General features: G+C 54.2%; 14 protein-coding genes and 2 tRNA genes. 12 read left to right on the forward strand and 4 right to left on the reverse strand.

What is annotated here, in order from left to right; all coding sequences use genetic code 11:
* Nucleotides 1-123 precede the first annotated feature (123 nt).
* The 10 genes from NXT09_RS20750 to recD all read left to right on the forward strand — a co-directional run bounded on the left by NXT09_RS20750 (nt 124) and on the right by recD (nt 15,226).
* A complete protein-coding gene (locus tag NXT09_RS20750) occupies nt 124-585 on the forward strand; it encodes a helix-turn-helix domain-containing protein (protein ID WP_039497370.1) in 462 nt (153 codons plus the stop codon).
* On the forward strand, nt 585-1,160 hold the full coding sequence (locus NXT09_RS20755; RefSeq protein ID WP_181848183.1) for a PIN domain-containing protein: 576 nt from the start codon (nt 585-587) through the stop codon (nt 1,158-1,160). Before NXT09_RS20750 ends, NXT09_RS20755 begins: the two co-directional genes overlap by 1 nt.
* Nucleotides 1,161-1,339: 179 nt before the next feature.
* Nucleotides 1,340-1,843: a prepilin peptidase-dependent protein gene (locus tag NXT09_RS20760; RefSeq protein ID WP_268581036.1), complete on the forward strand. Its 504-nt coding sequence runs from the start codon at nt 1,340-1,342 to the stop codon at nt 1,841-1,843.
* Nucleotides 1,837-2,463, forward strand: a complete 627-nt coding sequence (locus tag NXT09_RS20765) for a prepilin peptidase-dependent protein (protein ID WP_268581037.1) — start codon at nt 1,837-1,839, stop codon at nt 2,461-2,463. Before NXT09_RS20760 ends, NXT09_RS20765 begins: the two co-directional genes overlap by 7 nt.
* Nucleotides 2,460-2,915, forward strand: a complete 456-nt coding sequence (locus NXT09_RS20770) for a YgdB family protein (protein ID WP_268581038.1) — start codon at nt 2,460-2,462, stop codon at nt 2,913-2,915. The genes NXT09_RS20765 and NXT09_RS20770 overlap by 4 nt, the downstream gene beginning before the upstream one ends.
* The gene (locus tag NXT09_RS20775; protein ID WP_268581047.1) at nt 2,902-3,297 is read left to right on the forward strand and encodes a prepilin-type N-terminal cleavage/methylation domain-containing protein; all 396 of its coding nucleotides are present in this window, start codon (nt 2,902-2,904) and stop codon (nt 3,295-3,297) included. Before NXT09_RS20770 ends, NXT09_RS20775 begins: the two co-directional genes overlap by 14 nt.
* A gap of 57 nt (nt 3,298-3,354) precedes the next feature.
* Complete coding sequence (recC, locus tag NXT09_RS20780; RefSeq protein WP_268581039.1) at nt 3,355-6,753, forward strand: exodeoxyribonuclease V subunit gamma; 3,399 nt, start codon at nt 3,355-3,357, stop codon at nt 6,751-6,753.
* 96 nt (nt 6,754-6,849) lie between these two features.
* On the forward strand, nt 6,850-9,786 hold the full coding sequence (ptrA, locus tag NXT09_RS20785; RefSeq protein ID WP_268581040.1) for a pitrilysin: 2,937 nt from the start codon (nt 6,850-6,852) through the stop codon (nt 9,784-9,786).
* On the forward strand, nt 9,783-13,364 hold the full coding sequence (recB, locus tag NXT09_RS20790) for an exodeoxyribonuclease V subunit beta (RefSeq protein ID WP_268581041.1): 3,582 nt from the start codon (nt 9,783-9,785) through the stop codon (nt 13,362-13,364). Before ptrA ends, recB begins: the two co-directional genes overlap by 4 nt.
* The gene (gene recD, locus NXT09_RS20795) at nt 13,361-15,226 is read left to right on the forward strand and encodes an exodeoxyribonuclease V subunit alpha (protein ID WP_268581042.1); all 1,866 of its coding nucleotides are present in this window, start codon (nt 13,361-13,363) and stop codon (nt 15,224-15,226) included. The genes recB and recD overlap by 4 nt, the downstream gene beginning before the upstream one ends.
* A gap of 77 nt (nt 15,227-15,303) precedes the next feature.
* Here recD and NXT09_RS20800 read toward each other — a convergent pair whose 3' ends face one another.
* The gene (locus NXT09_RS20800; protein ID WP_268581043.1) at nt 15,304-16,326 is read right to left on the reverse strand and encodes a LacI family DNA-binding transcriptional regulator; all 1,023 of its coding nucleotides are present in this window, start codon (nt 16,324-16,326) and stop codon (nt 15,304-15,306) included.
* A 326-nt stretch (nt 16,327-16,652) separates the two neighbouring features.
* Here NXT09_RS20800 and NXT09_RS20805 point away from each other — a divergent pair, with 326 nt between their 5' ends.
* Entirely contained in the window at nt 16,653-17,849 is a 1,197-nt protein-coding gene (locus NXT09_RS20805; protein WP_039283981.1) for an L-talarate/galactarate dehydratase, read from the forward strand.
* Nucleotides 17,850-17,932: 83 nt separating this feature from the next.
* Here NXT09_RS20805 and argA read toward each other — a convergent pair whose 3' ends face one another.
* Nucleotides 17,933-19,276 (reverse strand): amino-acid N-acetyltransferase, encoded by a 1,344-nt coding sequence (gene argA / locus NXT09_RS20810; RefSeq protein WP_170310700.1) that lies wholly within the window; start codon nt 19,274-19,276, stop codon nt 17,933-17,935.
* Nucleotides 19,277-19,536: 260 nt separating this feature from the next.
* Between argA and amiC the strand changes: the two genes are divergently transcribed.
* The gene (amiC, locus tag NXT09_RS20815) at nt 19,537-20,781 is read left to right on the forward strand and encodes an N-acetylmuramoyl-L-alanine amidase AmiC (RefSeq protein WP_268581044.1); all 1,245 of its coding nucleotides are present in this window, start codon (nt 19,537-19,539) and stop codon (nt 20,779-20,781) included.
* A gap of 187 nt (nt 20,782-20,968) precedes the next feature.
* Here the strand turns inward: amiC and NXT09_RS20820 are convergent.
* Nucleotides 20,969-21,045: transfer RNA gene (locus NXT09_RS20820), tRNA-Met, on the reverse strand.
* Nucleotides 21,046-21,093: 48 nt separating this feature from the next.
* Nucleotides 21,094-21,170: transfer RNA gene (locus NXT09_RS20825), tRNA-Met, on the reverse strand.
* Nucleotides 21,171-21,175 lie beyond the last annotated feature (5 nt).

Consider the following 21,175-nt stretch of genomic DNA (forward strand, 5'->3'; position numbering starts at 1 on the left):
GGTGTTAGCCTTTGGCTTTGATATAGCTATTCTCAAACTTACGAACTTACGAACTTACGAACTTACGAACTTACGAACTTACGAACTTACGAACTTACGAACCGAAGAACGCTGGAATACTTGATGAAAAATACTCCTCTAAATAGTTTGAGCCTTCCGGCTCCAAAAGAAATGGAGGCCGCTATCCGTGGACAAAGGCAGCTTGCAACCTATCTGTCTACGAAGCTGGAAACACAGGAAATTTCGATTCAGGATGCGCATGATATTGCCCATCGGATCGAGTTGCCTACCTCAGCACTCACGCTTTTGATGAGCATCCTTGGCGAACTGGCGGCGGGTAATGCTGTCCAGATTGTCCCCGTGCAGGCTGAGTTAACGACACAAGAAGCGGCAAATATTCTGAATGTTTCACGGCCACATATGGTGAAGCTTTTGGAAGAAGGGCATCTTCCTTTCCATAAAACAGGTCGTCATCGCCGCGTGCTTTTTGCTGATTTGATGCAATACAAAGAACAGCGTGAAAATGAAAGTATGCAAGCCATGCAGGAGCTGACAGACCGAAGTCAGGAACTCGGGTTTTACTAATGAATCACTCCCCTTATCCCGTGGTACTTGATGCATGTGTCATTTATCCATCTCTGCTACGGGACTTGCTCATGCATCTTGGTTTAACAGGGCTGTATCAGCCAAAGTGGACGGCACTAATTCAGGAAGAGTGGCAGCGAAATTTGTTGTTAAATAACGCTGACGTAACGATGGATAAGCTCAGGAACATTGAGCATTTGATGAATAAGGCATTACCCGATGCCAATGTGACTGGGTTCGAACAACTTATCCCTGCTCTGGTTTTACCTGATGCGGATGATCGACATGTATTGGCTGCTGCGATACGCGCTAATGCGGAAGTCATCGTCACTGCGAATCTGAAAGATTTTCCAGCAACGGCACTTTCCGAATTTGCGGTCGAAGCAATGCACCCAGATGAATTCATTGCCGATTTATTCGATCTCAATTCAGCGCTGGTGCTTAAAGCGGTTCGAACTTCGCGCACCGCTTTTAGAAAGCCTCCGTTTGATGTAGACGAATATCTGGATTGTCTCCTGCGTCAGGGGCTACCAATGACGGTAAAAGAACTGGACGCGTATCGATCACTGATTTAACGACCTCCCCTACCAGACGGCGTCTTCCATACAGGCTGGCGCCGTTTTTTCATTGTACTTTCCCTGCCTCCCCGCACGCTTTTTCTGTTGTTACATCGTTGCAGTAAAACATTGCGAGCCGCCGCGTATAGCGTTGTTTATGCGCTGTTTTTACAGATAAGACTCACTATCCTGATGCCATGAAAACAGGGAATCGACAACGGCGAGGGTTTACCTTGCTTGAATTACTCGTGGTGCTGACGATTGTGGCGCTGATGGCGGGCGGTGGTTTGCATGGCTGGATTCAGTATCAGCAGGCAATCCGTTTGGAACAGAGTGCGCAGCAACTGCTGGATTTTTTGAGTCGGGTTCAGGCGAATGCCTACTGGCATAACGAAACCCGCACGGCGAAGCTGATACCGCAGGGAGAACTATGGTGCATGGTGATGGGGCAGAATGAAAAACAGGCAGAGGAGACGTGCCGTGAGAACCATCCGGGACAGTTCGTTCGCCGCACGCAGGATGTTGTGCTGGCAAAGTTCACAAGCAACGTTTTTACGTTCTTTGGCTTGCGTAACGCGGCACAGGCCGGACATATCTCGTTGTCGAATTCTGCGGGTCAGCTACGCCTCATCATCTCAGTGAGAGGACGCATGCGTCTGTGCAGCGAGGCGCAGGCTGTCCTGGCGATTCCCCTATGCTGAAACCGATAGCGCTGAGACAGATCGTGTTGAGGCAATCAACGCTGGAGAGTAAACAATGCGGTTTCACTTTGCCGGAAATCCTGCTGGCACTGAGTTTAGGTAGCCTGATTATGCTGTCTGCGGCGCAGTTGTATCCTCTGCTGCGCAGTCAAAGCCAGGACAGCGCACAACTTTTCCGGCTGGAACAATTGTTCAGTCAGGTAGCTATGGGGGTTGAGAAAGATATCCGTCGTGCCGGTTTTTGTGCGGGAACCTGTCAGGGAAAGGCAATTAGCATAGGGAAGTATCCGGGCGAGGCGGACAACAGCTGTCTGAATGTCTCTTACGATCTGAACCGAAATGGGGTTTGGGACGGTGGGGAACAGCAGGATGCGGAATCTTTTGGCTATCGCCTGCGTGGTCGGTCGTTGGAAATCCAGAGCGGGGCGCATAACTGTCAGGGCGACAGGTGGGAGAAGCTGTTTGATCCGCAAGAGGTGGTGCTCACGTTGTTCCGGCTACAGCGCCTGTCTGCACAAAATAATGCAGCGTTGTATGAATTACAGCTCGCGGGTTATTGGGCCAAGCGGCCTGCCGTTCGGCAGCATACCACTCGCCTTATTCTTGGTCGTAACCAATGAGGAAAGGACATCAGGAGGGAAGTGGAACGCTGGCTATGGTGCTGCTCATCGCTATTATCGGCCTGCTGTTGATATCTGGTTTGCAGCGCCAGCTTGATGCTGCCATTCAGGTGGGGAACGATGAACGACATTATCTGCGTGCGTTCAATCAGGCATTGTCCTCGCTGAACTGGGGAAGAGGGCAGCGTTGGGCAACATTAACGGAAAGCTGGCAGTGTCAGCAGTTATCGGCAGAACAGCTCGTAGTGTGCCTGCGTGCCGCCTCGGACGGTGAACAAGGATTACTGCGTGGTGAAGGGACTCTCCCCGCTTCGGCGCGACCGTTGACGTTGTACCAACGCGTGTCCTTTTCGGCACTGTCGTCGGGCCAGATTGCGATTCAACCATTGGGCAACGGCTGGCTAGATTTCTGTCCTGATAAGGAGGTGACACGCTGTGATGCAACAGAATAGCGCGCTAAACATGGGGATTGTGAGCCATCAATCCGGCTTTAGCCTGCCGGAGACGCTAGTGGCGGCGCTGCTGTTTGCCGTGTCGCTGATGGGGCTACTGCAATATCACCAAATCTTGCAGCAGTCATTTCAACACCAGTTGCAGCAGCGTCAGGCCTGGCGGTTTGCGATGCAGCAGTTGGAGGCCTATGAAGCGGGTGTACGGTATAATCCGTCTGATAGTGATAATACCGCGTCTCTTGCGAGTAAAAGCTGGCAGTTTAGTGTGTCAGAGCAGCGACAGAATGGAGAATGCCGTCAGGTAACGGCAAGAGTCATGACGCCACGTCGCTATCAGGCTACACTAAACCGTTGGTTTTGCCTGTCATCGCCTGTTGGATAGGCATACTTGGGTAAACTATGAATGATAAATCGTAAGCCGCGGCGAGCAGGAGCCAGAATGTTTAGAATCTATCACTCCAATCAGTTAGATATCTTGAAAAGACTGATGGTTGAGCTGATAAAACGTCAGCCGCTTGCGGATCCTTTCCAGCAGGAAGTGATTTTAGTTCAAAGCCCAGGGATGGCGCAGTGGCTGCAAATTGAACTGGCTGGACACTTCGGGATTGCTGCCAATATTCAATTCCCGCTGCCCGGTGTTTTTTTGTGGAATATGTGTCGCCATGTGTTGTCGGATATTCCAAAAGAAAGCGCCTTCAGCAAGGATGCGATGACGTGGAAGCTCATGCATTTGCTGCCCGATTTGTTGGAACAGCCTGATTTTGCAGCCCTTAACCACTATTTGCAGGATGATGATAACCAGCGCAAGCTGCATCAGCTTGCCGGACGCGTGGCGGATCTTTTCGATCAGTACCTGATTTATCGCCCCGACTGGATCAAGGCATGGCAAGAAGTGAAACAGGTCGACGATCTCGGCGGGAACCAGCTGTGGCAGTCGGCGCTGTGGCGTGCCTTGGTGGACTACACTCGCGAGCTGGCGCAGCCTGAATGGCACCATGCGATTCTGTATCAACGCTTTATTACTGCGTTAGAACAGGCAAAAACGTGCCCGAAAGGCCTGCCGCCACGCGTTTTTATCTGCGGTATTTCGGCGTTACCCCCCATCTATTTACAGGCGCTGAACGCGCTGGCGCGTCATATTGACGTGCACCTGCTATTTACCAATCCCTGCCGCCATTACTGGAGTGACATTCAGGATTATAAATTTCTGGCGAAGCTAAAAGCTCGTAACCGCCGCTTACATCGCTTTGACGGTGAGCAGACTGATGAAACTCGTTCGCTCTTTCGCGATCCTTCACAGGCAGAAGCGTTATTCAACGATGACGGTAAACAGTCGATTAATAATCCGCTGCTGGCATCGTGGGGAAAACTGGGACGCGATAACCTTTATCTGCTGGCTGATTTGGATAGCGTGCAGGAGATCGACGCCTTTGTTGAGTCAGATGGCGAAAATCTGCTGCAAACCTTGCAGCGCGATATTCTTGAGCTGGAAGACCACGCGGTAGTGGCCGTCAGTCACGACACGCAGAACACCAGCATGCAAAAACGCCTGCTGGCTCTCGACGATCGTTCGATCGATTTTCACGCTTGCCACAGCCCGCAGCGGGAGGTTGAAGTGCTTCACGATCGGCTGCTGGCTATGATGGCAGACGATCCTGAGCTGATGCCGCGGGATGTTATTGTGATGATGGCGGATATCGACAGCTATACGCCGTTTATTCAGGCGGTGTTTGGCAACGCGCCAGATAATCGCTACCTGCCTTTTGCCATCTCCGATCAGCGTGCGCGACATGCGCATCCCGCCTTGCAGGCGGTAATCAGCCTGCTGGATTTACCGACTAGCCGTTTTACGGCGGAACAGGTTCTGGCATTGCTTGAAGTGCCCGCGCTGGCTGCGCGTTTTGGTATTCAGGAAGAAGGGCTAAGGCGTCTACGCCTGTGGGTAGTGGAATCAGGTGTGCGCTGGGGATTGGATGACGACAACGTGCGTGATCTGATGCTGCCGCCAACGGGGCAGCATACGTGGCGCTTCGGCCTGACGAGAATGCTGCTGGGCTATGCGATGGACAGTCAGGTCGGCGACTGGCAGGGCGTGCTGCCTTATGATGAATCCAGCGGCCTGATTGCGGAGCTGGCCGGTCAACTGGCCGAACTGCTGATGCAGATCCACCACTGGCGTCAGCGCCTGTCTCAGCCGCGCGTGCTTGTCGACTGGCTACCGCTATGTCGAGAGCTGATCGAAACCTTCTTTGATGCTGACAGCGAGACCGAAGCGGCGCTGGCATTGGTGGAAAAACAGTGGCAGTACGTGATTGGTATGGGAACGATGGCGCATTATCCGCAACAGGTGCCAATCTCCCGGTTACGTGATGAACTGTCGCGGCGTCTCGATCAGGAGCGGCTCAGCCAGCGTTTCCTTGCTGGCTCGATCAACTTTTGTACGCTGATGCCGATGCGTTCCATCCCGTTCAAGGTTGTGTGTTTGCTGGGCATGAATGACGGCGTTTATCCTCGAACGCTGCCACCGCTCGGGTTCGATCTGATGGGGCGGAAAATCAAGCGTGGTGACCGTAGCCGACGTGATGATGACCGCTATCTGTTTCTTGAGGCGCTTCTGTCGGCGCAGCACAAACTTTATATCAGCTATATCGGGCGCTCGATTCAGGATAATACGCGCCGCTATCCTTCCGTATTGGTCAGCGAACTGACGGAATATATCGCACAAAGTTACGTCCTGCCGGGTGATGAAGCGCTGGATATCGATAGCAGCGCGGAGCGCGTGGTGAAGCACCTTTGCCGCGAACATAGCCGTATGCCTTTTGATGCGAATAACTTCCTGTCTGCACCGCAGCCGTTGAGCTTTGCGGCCGAGTGGCTGGCGGCGGCGAACCAGAAAGGGGAAGCTCAGCCTGATTTCGATCGTGAAGCGTTGTCCGAAAGAGCGAGTGATAGGGATGTCAGTCTGGACGATTTGAAGCGTTTTTATCGTCATCCTGTGCGAGCCTTTTTTCAGCTGCGGCTTGGCGTGAGTTTTATGCTGCATAGCGATGAGCTGTTGGATGAAGAGCCCTTTGTCGTTGATAGCCTTAACCGCTATCAATTGAATAGCGAATTGCTTAATACCTTGATTAATGAAGGCGATACCGAAAAACTGTATCGTCGTGCCAGAGCCGCGGGTGAGTTACCCTATGGCGCGTTCGGCGAAATTTACTGGCAGGAACAGCAGCAGGAGATGGCGCAGTTGGCTGCGCGCGTGCGTGATGAACTAACGCCGTCGCTGTCGGTGAGTCGGGAAGTGGATATTCTCCTCGACGGTGTGCGTATCAGCGGCTGGCTGAATCAGGTGCAGCCGGATGGTTTGCTGCGTTGGCGTCCCGGTACGCTTTCCATGAAGGATGGCATTACGCTGTGGTTGGAGCATCTGGCCTACTGTGCAACGGGCGGGCAGGGTGAAAGTCGACTATATGGGCGAGAAGATACGGCGTGGCGCTTTGCTGCCTTGTCGGAAGCGCAGGCCAGAGAACATCTGTCTGTCATGCTGAATGGCTATCGTCAGGGAATGAATAAGCCGCTGTTATTGCTCAATAAAGCGGGAAGTGCCTGGCTGGCTGAATGTTATGATCGCGAAAGCGACAGCCTGCGGTCGGATGAGGAAGCGCAGAACAAAGCGTGCGCCCGTTTACTGCAAGCCTGGCAGGGCAACATGGGAATGCGGGGTGAAGGTGAGGATTATTACCTGCAACGCATTATCCGTGAGTTGGATGAAAAGCGAATGAATGAGGTGATTGAAGCAGCGCAAATCTGGCTACTGCCACCGTTCCGCTCTAATCTGGCGTGATGAGTTTGTTTTGGGTAATGCCCGAGTCGATTTCGATGTGCGAGAAGATAACGCACTGCAACGTGAAAAGTGATGGATATGAGGTTGGAGAATTGCATGCGTAAACAGTGGGTCTGGATTACCGGGTGGTTTCTTTTATTCACATTCTTGCTTCCGGCGAGTTGGGCTGAGACGGGCTGGCAGCCGCTGGCTCAGACGATTCGAAAAAGCGAAAAAGATCCGCGGCAATATCAGGCGATCAAACTGGATAATGGAATGACCGTTCTGTTGGTTTCCGATCCGCAGGCACCCAAATCGTTGGCATCACTGGCGCTGCCTATTGGCTCGCTGGACGATCCCAATAATCAACTGGGATTAGCGCATTACCTCGAACACATGGTGCTGATGGGATCGAAACGTTACCCAGAGCCAGAGGCGCTATCCGAATTTTTGAAAAAGCATGGTGGTAGCCACAATGCCAGCACGGCGTCTTACCGTACGGCGTTTTATCTGGAAGTGGAAAATGATGCGCTGCGGCCAGCCGTCGATCGGATGGCGGATGCGATTGCGGAACCGCTGCTCGATCCAGTGAATGCCGATCGTGAGCGTAACGCGGTCAATGCGGAATTAACCATGGCGCGTTCGCGCGACGGTCACCGCATGGCGCAGGTGGGGGCGGAAACGCTGAACCCAGCGCACCCAAGCGCGCGTTTTTCGGGGGGGAATCTTGAAACCCTGAGCGATAAACCCGGCAGCAAACTGCATGATGAGCTGGTGAAGTTCTATCAGAAATACTACTCCGCCAACCTGATGAAAGGGGTGATTTACAGCAATCAACCTCTGCCTGAACTGGCGAAACTGGCGGTTGATACATTCGGGCGCATTCCTAATCACAACGCCAGCGTTCCTGCGGTGACCGTTCCTGTGGCGACGGAAAAGCAGCGTGGCGTAATGATTCACTATGTTCCTGCTCAGCCGAGAAAACAGCTGCGCATTGAGTTTCGCGTCAGCGATATTAGCCAGGAGTTTCGCAGCAAGACGGATACCTATATTAGCTATCTGATCGGCAACCGCAGCCAGAATACGCTCTCTGACTGGTTGCAAAAGGAAGGGCTGGTTGAGTCTATCGGGGCGGGTTCTTCGCCGATCATCGACCGTAATGGCGGCATGTTCGCTATTTCAGCCTCGCTGACCGATAAAGGTCTGGCACAGCGTGATGAAGTGATCGCGGCGATATTCCGTTACCTGCAACAAATCCGCACAGAAGGGATTCAGCAGCGCTATTTTGATGAGATCGCGCATGTTCTGGATTTGGATTTCCGCTATCCGTCCATCAGCCGCGATATGGACTACATCGAATGGTTGGTGGATACCATGCTGCGCGTGCCGGTCGAGCATACGCTGGATGCGCAGTATGTTGCCGATCGCTACGATCCGAAGGCTATCGCCGCACGACTGGACGAGATGACGCCGCAGAACGCGCGCGTCTGGGTCATCAGCCCGAATGAGCCGCATAATAAAGTGGCCTATTTTGTCGATGCGCCGTACGAGATGAATAAAATCCCGTCAGCAACATTCGCAAAATGGAAAACGCTGGGGCAGAAAATGTCACTGTCGTTGCCGACGATCAACCCTTATATCCCGGATGATTTCTCCCTGATCAAAGCCGATAAGGCGATGACTAAACCGACACTCTTGCTGAATCAGCCGGGGCTGCGCGTGCTGTATATGCCAAGCCACTACTTCGCTGATGAGCCGAAAGCGGAAATCACGCTGTTCCTGCGTAATCAGGAAGCGCGCAGTACCGCCCGTAATCAGGTGCTGTTTGCGTTAAATGATTATCTGGCAGGTCTGGCGCTGGATGAACTCAGCTATCAGGCTTCGATCGGCGGCATCAGTTTCTCCACCCGCAGCAATGATGGTCTGGTGATTAGCGCCAATGGCTATACCCAGCACTTGCCACGATTGCTGCTGACGTTGGCGGATGGCTACGCCTCCTTTACCTCAACGGAAGCACAGCTGGAGCAGGCGAAATCCTGGTACATACAGCAGTTGGATGCGGTAGAGAAATCAAAAGCCTTTGAACAGGCGTTACAGCCCGTTCAGGCGATATCGCAACTGCCTTACTTTGAGCGCGCAGAACGTCGTAACCTGCTGAAGGATATCCGTTTACAGGATGTGGTTAACTACCGCAAAGACCTGCTGCAAAAAGCCACGCCGGAAATGCTGGTCGTCGGCAATCTGGCACCAGAGAAAGTCACCGAGCTGGCGAACACGCTGAAAGCGCATCTGAAGGCTGGTGGCGAAAATCTGTCGCGCAGCGATGATGTCAAAGTCAGTAAGCCGCAGCTTGCTAATCTGCAACGCCCAGGCAGCAGCACGGATTCTGCGTTAGCAGCGGTGTATGTACCGACGGGGTATTCTGAAACGGAAAGCATGGCGTATAGCTCTGTGCTGGGGCAGATCGTTCAGCCTTGGTTCTATAGCCAACTGAGAACGGAAGAGCAGCTGGGTTACGCGGTGTTTGCCTTCCCAACGACGGTCGGTCGACAGATGGGCATTGCCTTCCTGCTGCAAAGCAACAGCAAACAGCCTGCTTATCTGTATCAGCGCTATGAAGATTTTTACCTGAAAGCGCAAAAACGACTGCGTGAAATGAGTAAAGAAGAGTTTGAGCAGTATAAGCAGGGCGTGATGAATGAGCTGAGCCAGCGTCCGCAAACCTTAGGCGAAGAGGCCAGCCGACTGCGTCGCGATCTGGATCGGGAAAACTTCGCTTTTGATTCACGCGAGAAACTGCTCGAACAAATCAAACCGCTGACGGTGACGCAACTGGCAGACTTCTTCCAGCAGGCGCTGAAGCCTGAAGGCCTGGCGATTCTGTCGCAGGTTTCCGGTAGCCATCATGGTAAAGCCGATTATGCCGCACCGAAAGGCTGGCATACCTACGCGGATGCGTCTTCATTGCAGAAAACGTTACCGCGTGAGAAAGCGCCTGTGATGATCCCTGCACCAGCAGCATCAGAAGCTGTTGGTAAGGTTTCAGCAGAATGAAAAATGCCGCGCCGCAATCATTAGACGTCATGACGTTGCCGCTCCTCGGGGAGCGGCTGATTGAGGCGTCGGCCGGAACGGGGAAAACCTATACGCTGGCTGCGCTTTACCTGCGCCTGCTATTGGGGCTGGGGAAGCAAGCCGCGTATCCACGTCCGCTATTGGTCGAAGAAATTCTGGTTGTGACCTTTACAGAGGCCGCGACCGAAGAACTGCGGGAGCGTATTCGTGCCCGAATTCACGCTTTACGCATCGCCTGCCTGCGTAGAAGCGCGCAGGGTGAAGAGGCAGAAAAGCCTAAAGATACTTCGCTAGCGCAACTGCTGGCGGAGATTTCGGACCACCGCGATGCGGCCGACGTATTGCTGGCGGCCGAACGCCAAATGGACGAGGCGGCGATCTACACGATCCACGGCTTCTGCCAGCGTATGCTCAGTACCAATGCGTTTGAATCCGGCGTGCTTTTCGAACAGGTGCTGATAGAAGATGAACAGCCGCTGCGCCGTCAGGCCTGCGCAGATTTCTGGCGTCGTTATTGCTACCCGCTGCCAGTCGAGGTTGCACGCATTGTCGGTCTGGAGTGGAAAGGGCCGGAAAACCTGTTAGCCGATCTGGCGCCTTATCTACACGGTGAAGCGCCTTCATTTCGCTTGCCGCCAGAAGAAGATGAAACGCTGCTGAGTCGACATGAGAAGATCGTGGCGACGATCGACGCGTACAAACAGCGCTGGCTGGCGTCAGCAGCGGAACTGGAAGCACTGATTAGTGCTTCTGGCGTCGATAAACGCAGCTATAGCAGTAAGCATCTTCCCAACTGGCTACAGAAAGTCACGCTGTGGGCAGTGCAGCCGACGCTGGATTATCAACTGCCGAAAGATCTGGTGAGATTTGCCCAGCAAACGCTAATCGAGAAAACGAAGAAAGGTGAGCCGCCTGTTCATGTTCTCTTTGAGGAGACCGAACGGCTGCTTGAAGCGCCGCTGTCGCTGCGCGATTTAGTCATTGTTCGCGCGCTGTCGGCGATCCGGGAGTCGGTGAGTGAGGAAAAACGGCAGCGTGCAGAACTGGGATTTGACGATCTGCTGAGCCGTTTGGATGTTGCGTTGCAACAGCCGGGTGGTGAACAGCTTGCCAGTGCCATTCGCGAACGCTATCCGGTGGCGATGATCGATGAGTTTCAGGATACCGATCCCCAGCAGTACCGTATTTTCCGAACGCTGTACGTCGGGCAGCCGCAGTGTGGGCTGTTGCTCATCGGTGACCCTAAGCAGGCTATTTATGCATTTCGCGGTGCGGATATTTTTACCTATATGCACGCGCGCGGAGAAGTAGCCGCGCATTATACGCTGGGTACGAACTGGCGCTCGTCGCACCAGATGGTACATGGCGTTAATCGTCTGTTTGAACGCCTTGACTCTCCTTTTATTTTTCAAAATATCCCTTTCCTGCCGGTTAAGCCTGCTGAGTCCAAGCGCGGTTTGGTGTTTGAGGTTGCGGGGCAGCCCCAGCCTGCGCTGCAATTCTGGCTAACGGGTTCAGAACCGATTGGCGTAGGGGATTATCAGCAGCAGATGGCGCGTCAGTGTGCGGCGCAGATTCGTGACTGGCTGGCTGCGAGCCAACGCAATGAAGCCTGGCTGGTCACCGACGATTCCCGTCGTTTGGTCAGGGCATCTGACATGAGCGTGCTGGTGCGTAGCCGGCGTGAAGCCTCGCTGATTCGTGACGCGCTGAGCCGCTTGTCCATTCCTTCGGTGTACCTGTCCAATCGCGACAGCGTATTCAGCACGCCGGAAGCCAGCGATATGTTGTGGCTGTTGCAGGCGGTGCTGGCACCGGAACAGGAGCGCACGTTACGCAGCGCGATGGCGACGGCCCTGATGGGGCTGGATGCCGAACAGGTTGATGCATTAGGACAAAGCGAAGCCGCGTGGGATGCGTTGGTGGATGAATTTGCGGGCTACCGTGCTCTGTGGCGTCAGCGCGGCGTACTGCCGATGCTGCGTGCGCTGATGAGTCAACATCAACTGGCGGAGAACCTGCTGGCGAGTGCGGAGGGTGAACGTCGCATTACCGATATTCTGCATATCGGTGAGTTATTGCAGGATGCCTCAGCAACGCTTGATAGCGAACATGCGCTGGTGCGCTGGCTATCACAGCAGATTGTCCAACCTAATCCTCAGGCAGAGAACCAGCAGCTACGTCTGGAAAGCGATCGCCATTTGGTGCAGATCGTGACGATCCACAAATCGAAAGGGCTTGAATACCCGCTGGTGTGGCTACCTTTCATCAGTAACTTCCGCGTGCAGGATCAGGGGATTTATCACGATCGCGAAAGCTATCAGGCCGTGTTGGATCTGCAAAATAATGAAGAAAGCCAGACGCTGGCGGAAGAAGAGCGGCTGGCGGAAGATTTACGTTTGCTGTATGTCGCGCTAACCCGTTCTATCTACCACTGTAGCGTGGGTGTCGCCCCCGTTCAGCGGTCGCGTAAGAAAGACGGCAGTAGCGATATGCACCAGAGCGCGCTGGGCTATTTACTCCAGCGCGGTAAAGAAGCCGAGGCTGCCACGTTAGTTAGCGAGCTGGAAGGCATGGTGGGAGAGGGTGTCGCATTGACACCGCTACAGGCGACGGAAGAACAGCGTTGGCAGCCGGATAGACCGGAACTGGCAGAGCTGCGGGCTCGCCAAATCGAACGGCAGCTGCGCGACGGCTGGCGAGTAACCAGCTATTCGGGGCTTCAGCAGCATGGTTCTGCCAGTGCGCAGGATCTGGTGCCGCGTCTGGATATTGAAGCGATAGGCGAGCGTCAGGAAGCGGATGAAACCCAGCTGACGCCGCATACGTTCCCACGCGGCGCGAGTCCGGGAACGTTTTTGCATAGCCTGTTTGAAACGCTGGATTTCACTCAGCCCGTTGAGGATGACTGGTTAGCCGAACAGTTACAGCTACAGGGATTTGAAGCGCGCTGGCACCCGGTGTTAAAGGCGTGGATGGATACGCTTTTGCATACGCCACTTAATGAGCAAGGGATCGCGCTATCGGCACTGGATAACGCCGATAAGCAGGCCGAATTACAGTTCTATATCCCGATTGACGCGCCAATACAGGCAGCGCAGCTCGATCGACTGGCAAAGCATCACGATCCGCTCTCTGCACGCTGCCCGGCGCTCTCTTTTCAGCAGGTGAAAGGCATGCTGAAAGGGTTTATCGATCTGGTGTTCCGCTGGGAAGGGCGCTATTACCTGCTGGACTATAAGTCCAATTGGCTCGGCCCTGATGCCAGTGCGTACACCCAAACTGCCATGATGCAGTCGATGGCCGAACATCGCTATGACCTGCAATACCAGCTCTACACGCTGGCTTTACATCGCTATCTGCGTCATCGCATTGCGGATTACGACTATGAACGCCACTTTGGCGGGGTGTTTTATCTGTTTTTACGCGGCGTTGAAGCGTCTCACCCCGGCAATGGCATCTTTGCTTGTCGTCCCTCTGCTGAATTTGTTTTCGGGCTTGATGCGCTCTTTAAGGGAAAGACGCCTGACGATGCTGATACAGGAATTCCCTCATGATTGCGTTACTTGAAACGGCACTGGCGCGGCGGTTGCTGCGCCCGCTGGATGTTCAGTTCGCCAGAATGCTGGCAGATGAGACAAAGCCCGATTTGCTGTTGGCCGCCGCCTGCCTGAGTGCACATTCGGGGGCGGGGCACGTGTGTTTACCGCTGGATAATTTGCAGGCGCAGACGCTGTTTGACGGCCGCGAGCCTGAACTGGCGCAACAACTGCTCACGGAGGCAGGGCTCAATACGGTTGCCGCATGGCGGCAGCGCTTACTGGCGTCTGATGCCGTCAGCGATGGCAGCCAGCCGACGCCGCTGGTGCTGCAAGGAGAAAAGCTGTATTTACAGCGTAGCTGGCAGAGTGAAGGCCGCGTGGCGCGGTTTATCGCCAGCGAGCGCGATACGATCCCCGTCGATGAACCCGCGATCCGAGCGGTTCTGGATCGGCTGTTTCCTGACGCTGGCGAAGAGATTAACTGGCAGAAGGTGGCCGCGGCTGTCGCCTTGACGCGCCGCATTGCGGTTATTTCCGGCGGGCCGGGGACGGGGAAAACCACGACGGTGGCCAAATTGCTGGCGGCGCTAATTGAGCTGAATACGGGAGGAACGTTACGTATTCAACTGGCTGCACCGACCGGGAAAGCGGCTGCGCGGCTCACGGAGTCGCTGGGGCAGGCCTTGCACCGTCTTGCCGTGGATCCTCAACTGCGGAATGCGTTTCCGCAGGAAGCGACAACACTGCACCGGCTTTTGGGCGCGGTGACAGACAGCCAGCGCTTGCGTCACCATCAGGACAACCCGTTGCATTTGGATGTGCTGATTGTGGATGAGGCGTCGATGGTCGATCTGCCGATGATGGCGAATGTGATCGCCGCGCTTCCGCCACACGCCAGAATTATCTTTCTGGGTGACCGCGATCAGCTGGCGTCTGTCGAAGCGGGTGCGGTGTTGGGCGATATCTGTCGTTTTGCCGAGGCTGGCTATAGCCGCGCGCGCGCGCAGCAACTGCAGCGGCTGACGGGCTGTAAGCTGGATGAAAGCGGCCCTGAAGGGCAATCGACGGTCAGTGACAGTATTTGTCTGTTACGCCGAAGCTACCGTTTCGATCCACATTCTGGGATTGGCCAACTGGCGCTGGCGGTGAACGGCGGTGATGATGCGCGTGTGCGTGCGGTGTTAAATGGCGAGTTTACTGACATCACCTGTAGCCCGTTAACCGAGGCTGAAGAATATCAGGTCATGCTGGCACAGTGCGTCGAAGGGTATCGTGATTATCTACAGCTTGTTGCGGCGGGATCCACGCCGGATGCTGTGCTGCTTGCCTTCCAGCGTTATCGCCAGCTGTGTGCATTGCGCGAAGGGCCATTTGGCGTTGCAGGGCTGAATCAGCGCATCGAGCAGGCTTTGCATCAGGCTGGGCTGATTCAGCGCAGCCGTAATCCGCTTAACCGCTGGTATCCCGGCCGACCGGTCATGATTGAACGTAACGATGCCGCATTGGGTCTGTTCAATGGGGATATCGGTATCGCCATGATGGGAGACAACGGGGAACTGCGCGTATTTTTCCCGTTGCCGAATGGCGAAACCAAAGACGTTACGCCAAGCCGCCTGCCGCCGCATGAAACGGCCTATGCGATGACGGTACATAAATCACAGGGATCGGAGTTCGATCATACGGCGCTGGTGTTGCCGAACCACTATTTACCGGTGCTGACGCGGGAGCTGGTATATACCGCCATCACGCGTGCGCGCCAGCGTTTGTCACTCTATACCGATGTCCGCATTCTCTGCCGAGCGGTGAAAACGCCAACGCAGCGCTATAGCGGCCTGGAAGAGAGAATTAGCGCACTGATGAATGGCGACATACCTTAAATCATTTACGTTGCAGACTGGCAAGGCCCACGGTGGGCCGAGTCGGTAAGGGTAATACAAATGTGATGAATAGAACGTCAGGCAGACTCGCGTTCAATCAGTGAAAAACCGATATCAAGGATAGGGGAAGGGACGCTTTTCCCCTCAATCTTTTCTGCCAGCATTGCTGCTGCATCGGTGCCGATCTTCCAGCGATCGACTCTGACCGTCGTTATGGTCGGTGTACTGTGTGCAGCGAAATCGAGATCGCCAAATCCCATGACTGCCAGTTGCTCCGGTACGGCTAATCCTCTGGCTGCGGCTTCGATCATCACGCCCTGCGCCAGCGTATCGGAACTGCAAATGATGGCATCAAACGCCTCGCCATCGGCGAGCAGATCGCTCAGCCCTTGTCGCCCTAACGCCAGCGTAGCAGGCCACGGGGCGATGGCTTCATGTACGTAGCTTCCCGGCTGTTTTTGTATGACGTCGTAAATGCCTTTCTTACGTAATCCGGCACGCGCGTCTTCGGTCCAGACAAGGCCAAAGCGCGAATGTCCTTTACTCAGCAAATAGTGCCCGATGGCATTCCCGATGTTTTCATGGGAAAAACCGACCAGCATATCAAGCGGCGTCGGGGTGAGATCCCAGATTTCGACCACGGGGATCGTGGCGTTGAGCAGAAGACGTTTGAGTTCGGGCGTGTGGTGAATTCCGGTGAGGACGATACCGTCCGGGCGACGAGAAAGCAGGGTAGCGACAATCTCCGCCTCGGATTCATTGGTATAGCCAGCGACGCATAGCAGCATGTGGTAACCGCGTGCGGCCAGCTCATCGCTGATCGCCTGAACGGTATCAACGAACATGTTGTTATTGATTTGTGGCACAACGACGGCAATCAGCTTGCTGCGCCGGGAGGCGAGCCCGCCCGCTAACATATTGGGGATATAGCCCGTGGCGCGGACCGCTTCCATCACCTTGTTCACGGTTTCTGCACGAACAATCTTCGGATTGTTCAACGCTCGGCTGACGGTCATGGGCGAAATGCCTGCGGCGCGCGCCACATCTTCAAGCGTGGGAGCGCGTGGCGGCATGCTGTTGGCGTTCTTATCGCGTTTCAATCACGGGTTCCCTTCTGAGGCTGCGCGCACATTCACATGTCGCTGGATTATCGTTGATGGCACATCGGTTTACCAGTTGCCTGTGTTTCTGACAACCTGCCGAATTGTCTCGCTTTTTCAGGCTGGCTCCAGAGCAGGCTAGGCTGCATTTCCGCTGTATCCTCTTACTTTTTGTGGTGATTGCGCAATCATTAATTTTGTCTCTCGATGAACGGTTTTATCGTGCAAATGATTGTTATGTGATCTGCATTGCATGTTTTTTCTTCATTTGTCGCTATCTTCCTTCTGTTTATGAATGTTAGCGCAATCATTTTACGAGGTGAGACATGACCATCAGTGCAAATTCAGCCGCAGTTAGCTATGCAAAAGTCACGAACGTCAGAACGGCTGCAGAGTCGGGCGATCGAATCGAATGGGTAAAACTCTCTCTGGCGTTTTTACCGCTGGCAACGCCGGTTAGCGATGCGAAAGTACTGACCGGAAGGCAGAAACCGCTGACCGAAGTCGCCATTATTTTTGCGGAAATCCGCAGTCGTGATGGCTTTGAAGGGGTCGGGTTCAGCTACTCCAAGCGGGCGGGCGGACAGGGCATTTATGCCCACGCGAAAGAGATTGCGGATAACCTGTTGGGCGAAGATCCGAATGATATCGATAAGATCTACACCAAGCTGCTGTGGGCTGGCGCATCGGTTGGTCGCAGTGGCATGGCGGTACAGGCGATTTCTCCGCTCGATATCGCACTGTGGGACATGAAAGCCAAGCGCGCAGGTCTGCCTCTGTCGAAGCTGCTGGGCTCACATCGTGATTCCGTGCAGTGTTACAACACCTCCGGTGGCTTCCTGCATACGCCCTTGGATCAGGTATTAAAAAATGTCGTGATCTCCCGTGAAAGCGGCATCGGCGGGATCAAACTGAAAGTCGGCCAGCCGAATACGGCAGAGGATATCCGTCGTCTCACGGCGGTGCGTGAAGCGCTGGGAGAGGATTTCCCACTGATGGTGGATGCCAATCAGCAGTGGGATCGTGAAACGGCGATTCGGATGGGCAGAAAGATGGAAGCTTTTAACCTGATCTGGATTGAAGAACCGCTGGATGCCTACGATGTGGAAGGTCATGCGGCGCTGACGGCGGCGCTGGATACGCCGATTGCGACTGGCGAGATGCTCACCAGCTTCCGCGAGCATGAGCAGTTGATCCTCGGTAATGCCAGTGACTTTGTCCAGCCGGATGCGCCACGCGTGGGTGGGATTTCACCTTTCCTGAAAATCATGGACTTGGCCGCGAAGCACGGCCGTAAGCTGGCACCGCATTTTGCGATGGAAGTGCATTTGCATCTGGCGGCGGCCTATCCGATTGAGCCCTGGCTGGAACACTTCGAGTGGCTGAATCCGCTCTTCAACGAGCAGCTAGAGCTGCGCGATGGGCGCATGTGGGTATCCGATCGTCTGGGGCTAGGATTTACGCTGAGTGAACAGGCAAGGAAGTGGACAACGTTAAGCTGTGAGTTTGGCAAGCAGCCATAAGCGGATGAAAACAGCGTGAGCGAATGAAAACAGCGTGGCCGATTTTACGATCGGCCACGAGAAGCGTTATCGAGTGAAATAACTCAGAGATCCAGCACCAGAATCTTTGAGCGACGCTGGTAGTTATATAGCGCCTGTTTTTTCTTCGGCAGCATTTCCACTTCGGCAGGTAAAAAGCCGCGCTCCTGGAACCAGTGGATGCTGTGCGTCGTCAGTACGAACAGCTTTTGCAGACCTTGCTGACGTGCCTGAGCGGCAACGCGCAGTAACAGCATATCGCCGCGTGATGAACTGCGGTAATCCGGGTGAACCGCGACGCAGGCCATTTCGCCGATGCTTTCTTCCGGGAACGGATAAAGCGCGGCGCAGGCGATAGTCAGGTTATCGCGTACCACGACGGTGAATTTGTCGATCTCCATTTCCAACTGCTCACGCGAGCGTCTGACCAGAATACCTTGCTCTTCCAGCGGGCGAATCAGCTCCAAAATACCGCCGATGTCATTGATGGTCGCACGGCGAACCTGCTCGGCGCTCTCCATCACGATCTGCGTACCGATACCGTCACGTGAGAACAGCTCTTGCAGCAGCGCGCCGTCGTCCTGATAGCTGATCAGGTGGCTACGGCGTACGCCGCTACGGCAGGCCTTGACCGCGCCACGCAGGAATCGGACCGTACCCGAATGGTAATCGCCAGCCTGTTCCAGCGCATCAATACGCTGCTGCGCATCGTCAGGGAACAGCTCGGAAATGATGTTGCCTTCTTCATTGGTGACGCCCTGCGAGGAGCAGAAACCGATCATTTTTTCTGCTTTCAGCTTAATAGCAAGCTGGGTCGCGACCTCTTCCGAGGTTAAATTGAAACTTTCACCGGTGACTGAAACCGCAACCGGGCCAAGCAGCACAATGGCACCGCTATTCAACTGGCGGTGAACGGCTTCTTCATCAATGCGGCGAATACGGCCGCTGTGGCAGTAGTCCACACCGTCATCCACGCCAAGCGGCTGCGCGATAATAAAGTTACCGCTGACGACATTAATGTGGGCGCCTTGCAGCGGCGTGTTGTTCAGGCTCATCGACAGCCGGGCGGTGATGTCCAACTGCAGCATGCCTGCCGCCTGCTTGACCAGTTCCAGCGTGGTGCTGTCGGTGATGCGGGTATTTTTATGGTAGAGAGGCTCGTAGTGATGCGTTGTCAGGTTGGCATCGATCTGGGGACGAGCGCCATAAACGACCACCAGCTTGATCCCCAGACTGTGCAGCAGCCCGATATCATTTACGATGCTAGAGAAGTTGGCATGTTCAATGGCTTCGCCACCTAACATGATGACAAACGTTTTGCCACGGTGGGCATTGATATAGGGAACTGAATGGCGGAAGCCCTGAACCAGTTCTGTACTCCGTTCCTTCACTGCGAGCCCTCTTTGCATTTTTATTCGTAATTTCTGTATTTTTATTCTTTATGACGTAAAAGGCAAGAGGAAGTATTAACCAGAAAAGCGAGGGTTAATGCTTCAAATTTATGATATCCGCCTGTTATAAGGCCTGCACAGGATTTTTGCATGACAGCGTGAAACAGATTCGTTAAAGTTTTTGACAATTTTTACCTTTATTCATTTTTTAATGGCCTATCCAGTGCATTCGCAACACAACAATGCAGGATAGCGCACAGCACTCAGATCGGAGCGGCATGTCTCATTCGAATCATCATCTGACTCGACGGCGTCTATTACAAAGCGCAGCAGCAACCTGGCTGCTAAGCGTAAGTGGTGTAGGAATAGCAGCGACAACGCAGGTCGTTGCCGTGCGCGTCTGGCCTTCCTCCGCCTATACCCGCGTCACGTTGGAATCCAATCACCCGCTGAAATATAAACAGTTTAGTCTGAGTAATCCTGAACGCATCGTGGTGGATATTGAAAATGTTCATCTGAACCGCGTATTGAAGGAGATAGCCAGCCAGTTTAAGTCAGATAACGATCCGCTGATTAAAGAAGCGCGCATCGGCCAGTTTGATAAAACCACGGTGCGCTTGGTGTTGGAGCTCAAGCAGCAGGCGACGACCAAAGTCTTTACGCTGGGGCCAGTGGCTGAATTCAAGCACCGACTGGTGCTGGATTTGTATCCTGCGGCAGGTCGTTACGACAACGAAGACGATCCGCTGCTGGCGCTGCTGGAGGATTACAACAAAGGCGATCTGGAACGCACGTTGCCAGCAGAAGCACCGAAAGCCGGGAAAGCCGGGCGGGATCGTCCGTTGATTATCATGCTCGACCCCGGTCACGGCGGTGAAGATCCCGGCGCGATTGGCAAGAATAAAACGCGCGAGAAAGACATCGTGCTGCAAATCGCCCGCCGCCTGCGCAAGCTGATCGACAATGAATCCAACATGAAAGCCTATATGACGCGTAATGAAGATGTGTTCATTCCGCTGCGCGTGCGGGTGGCGAAAGCGCGCAAGCAGCGTGCCGATCTGTTCATTTCGATTCATGCGGATGCGTTTACCAATCGATCGGCAAGAGGATCGTCGGTTTTTGCACTGTCGAAGAAAGGGGCAACCAGTACCGCCGCCAGATTTCTGGCAGAGACCCAGAACGAATCGGATTTGATCGGCGGCGTGAGCATGAGTGGCGATCGCTATCTGGATCACACCATGTTCGATCTGGTGCAGACCGTGACGATTGGTGACAGCCTGAAGTTTGGTAAAGAGATCCTGACCCGGCTGGGCAAGGTGAATCGTCTGCATAAAAACAGCGTCGATCAGGCCGGATTTGCGGTACTGAAAGCGCCGGATATTCCATCAGTCCTGGTTGAGACGGCATTTATCAGTAATCTGGAAGAAGAGCGCAAGCTGCGTACCAGCCATTTCCAGCAGCAGATTGCCGAATCCATTTTTGCAGGCATTAAAGCCTACTTTGCCAGTCAGGCTGAGCGGTAGTTGTGTTGTCGATGTAGCACACGCGATGACCGCGCCTAACTGGCGCGGTTCAAAGGGAATGATGTTTGGGGCATGGTCGTAGAAACAGGTAGTTCGTATAAATAGGTAGTACGTAGAAACAGATAATGCGTAGAAAACAAAAAAGCACCCGTTAAGGTGCTTTTTCGCTATCAGACATAGTTTTAGTTGGTTGCGGGAGCCGGATTTGAACCGACGACCTTCGGGTTATGAGCCCGACGAGCTACCAGGCTGCTCCATCCCGCGTCCGTAATAACTAATCTTCACTGCTTTTGATGGACGACTCACATCAATTGGTTGCGGGGGCCGGATTCGAACCGACGACCTTCGGGTTATGAGCCCGACGAGCTACCAGGCTGCTCCACCCCGCGTCCGT

Source organism: Pectobacterium jejuense (assembly GCF_026800125.1).
Taxonomy (GTDB): domain Bacteria; phylum Pseudomonadota; class Gammaproteobacteria; order Enterobacterales; family Enterobacteriaceae; genus Pectobacterium; species Pectobacterium jejuense.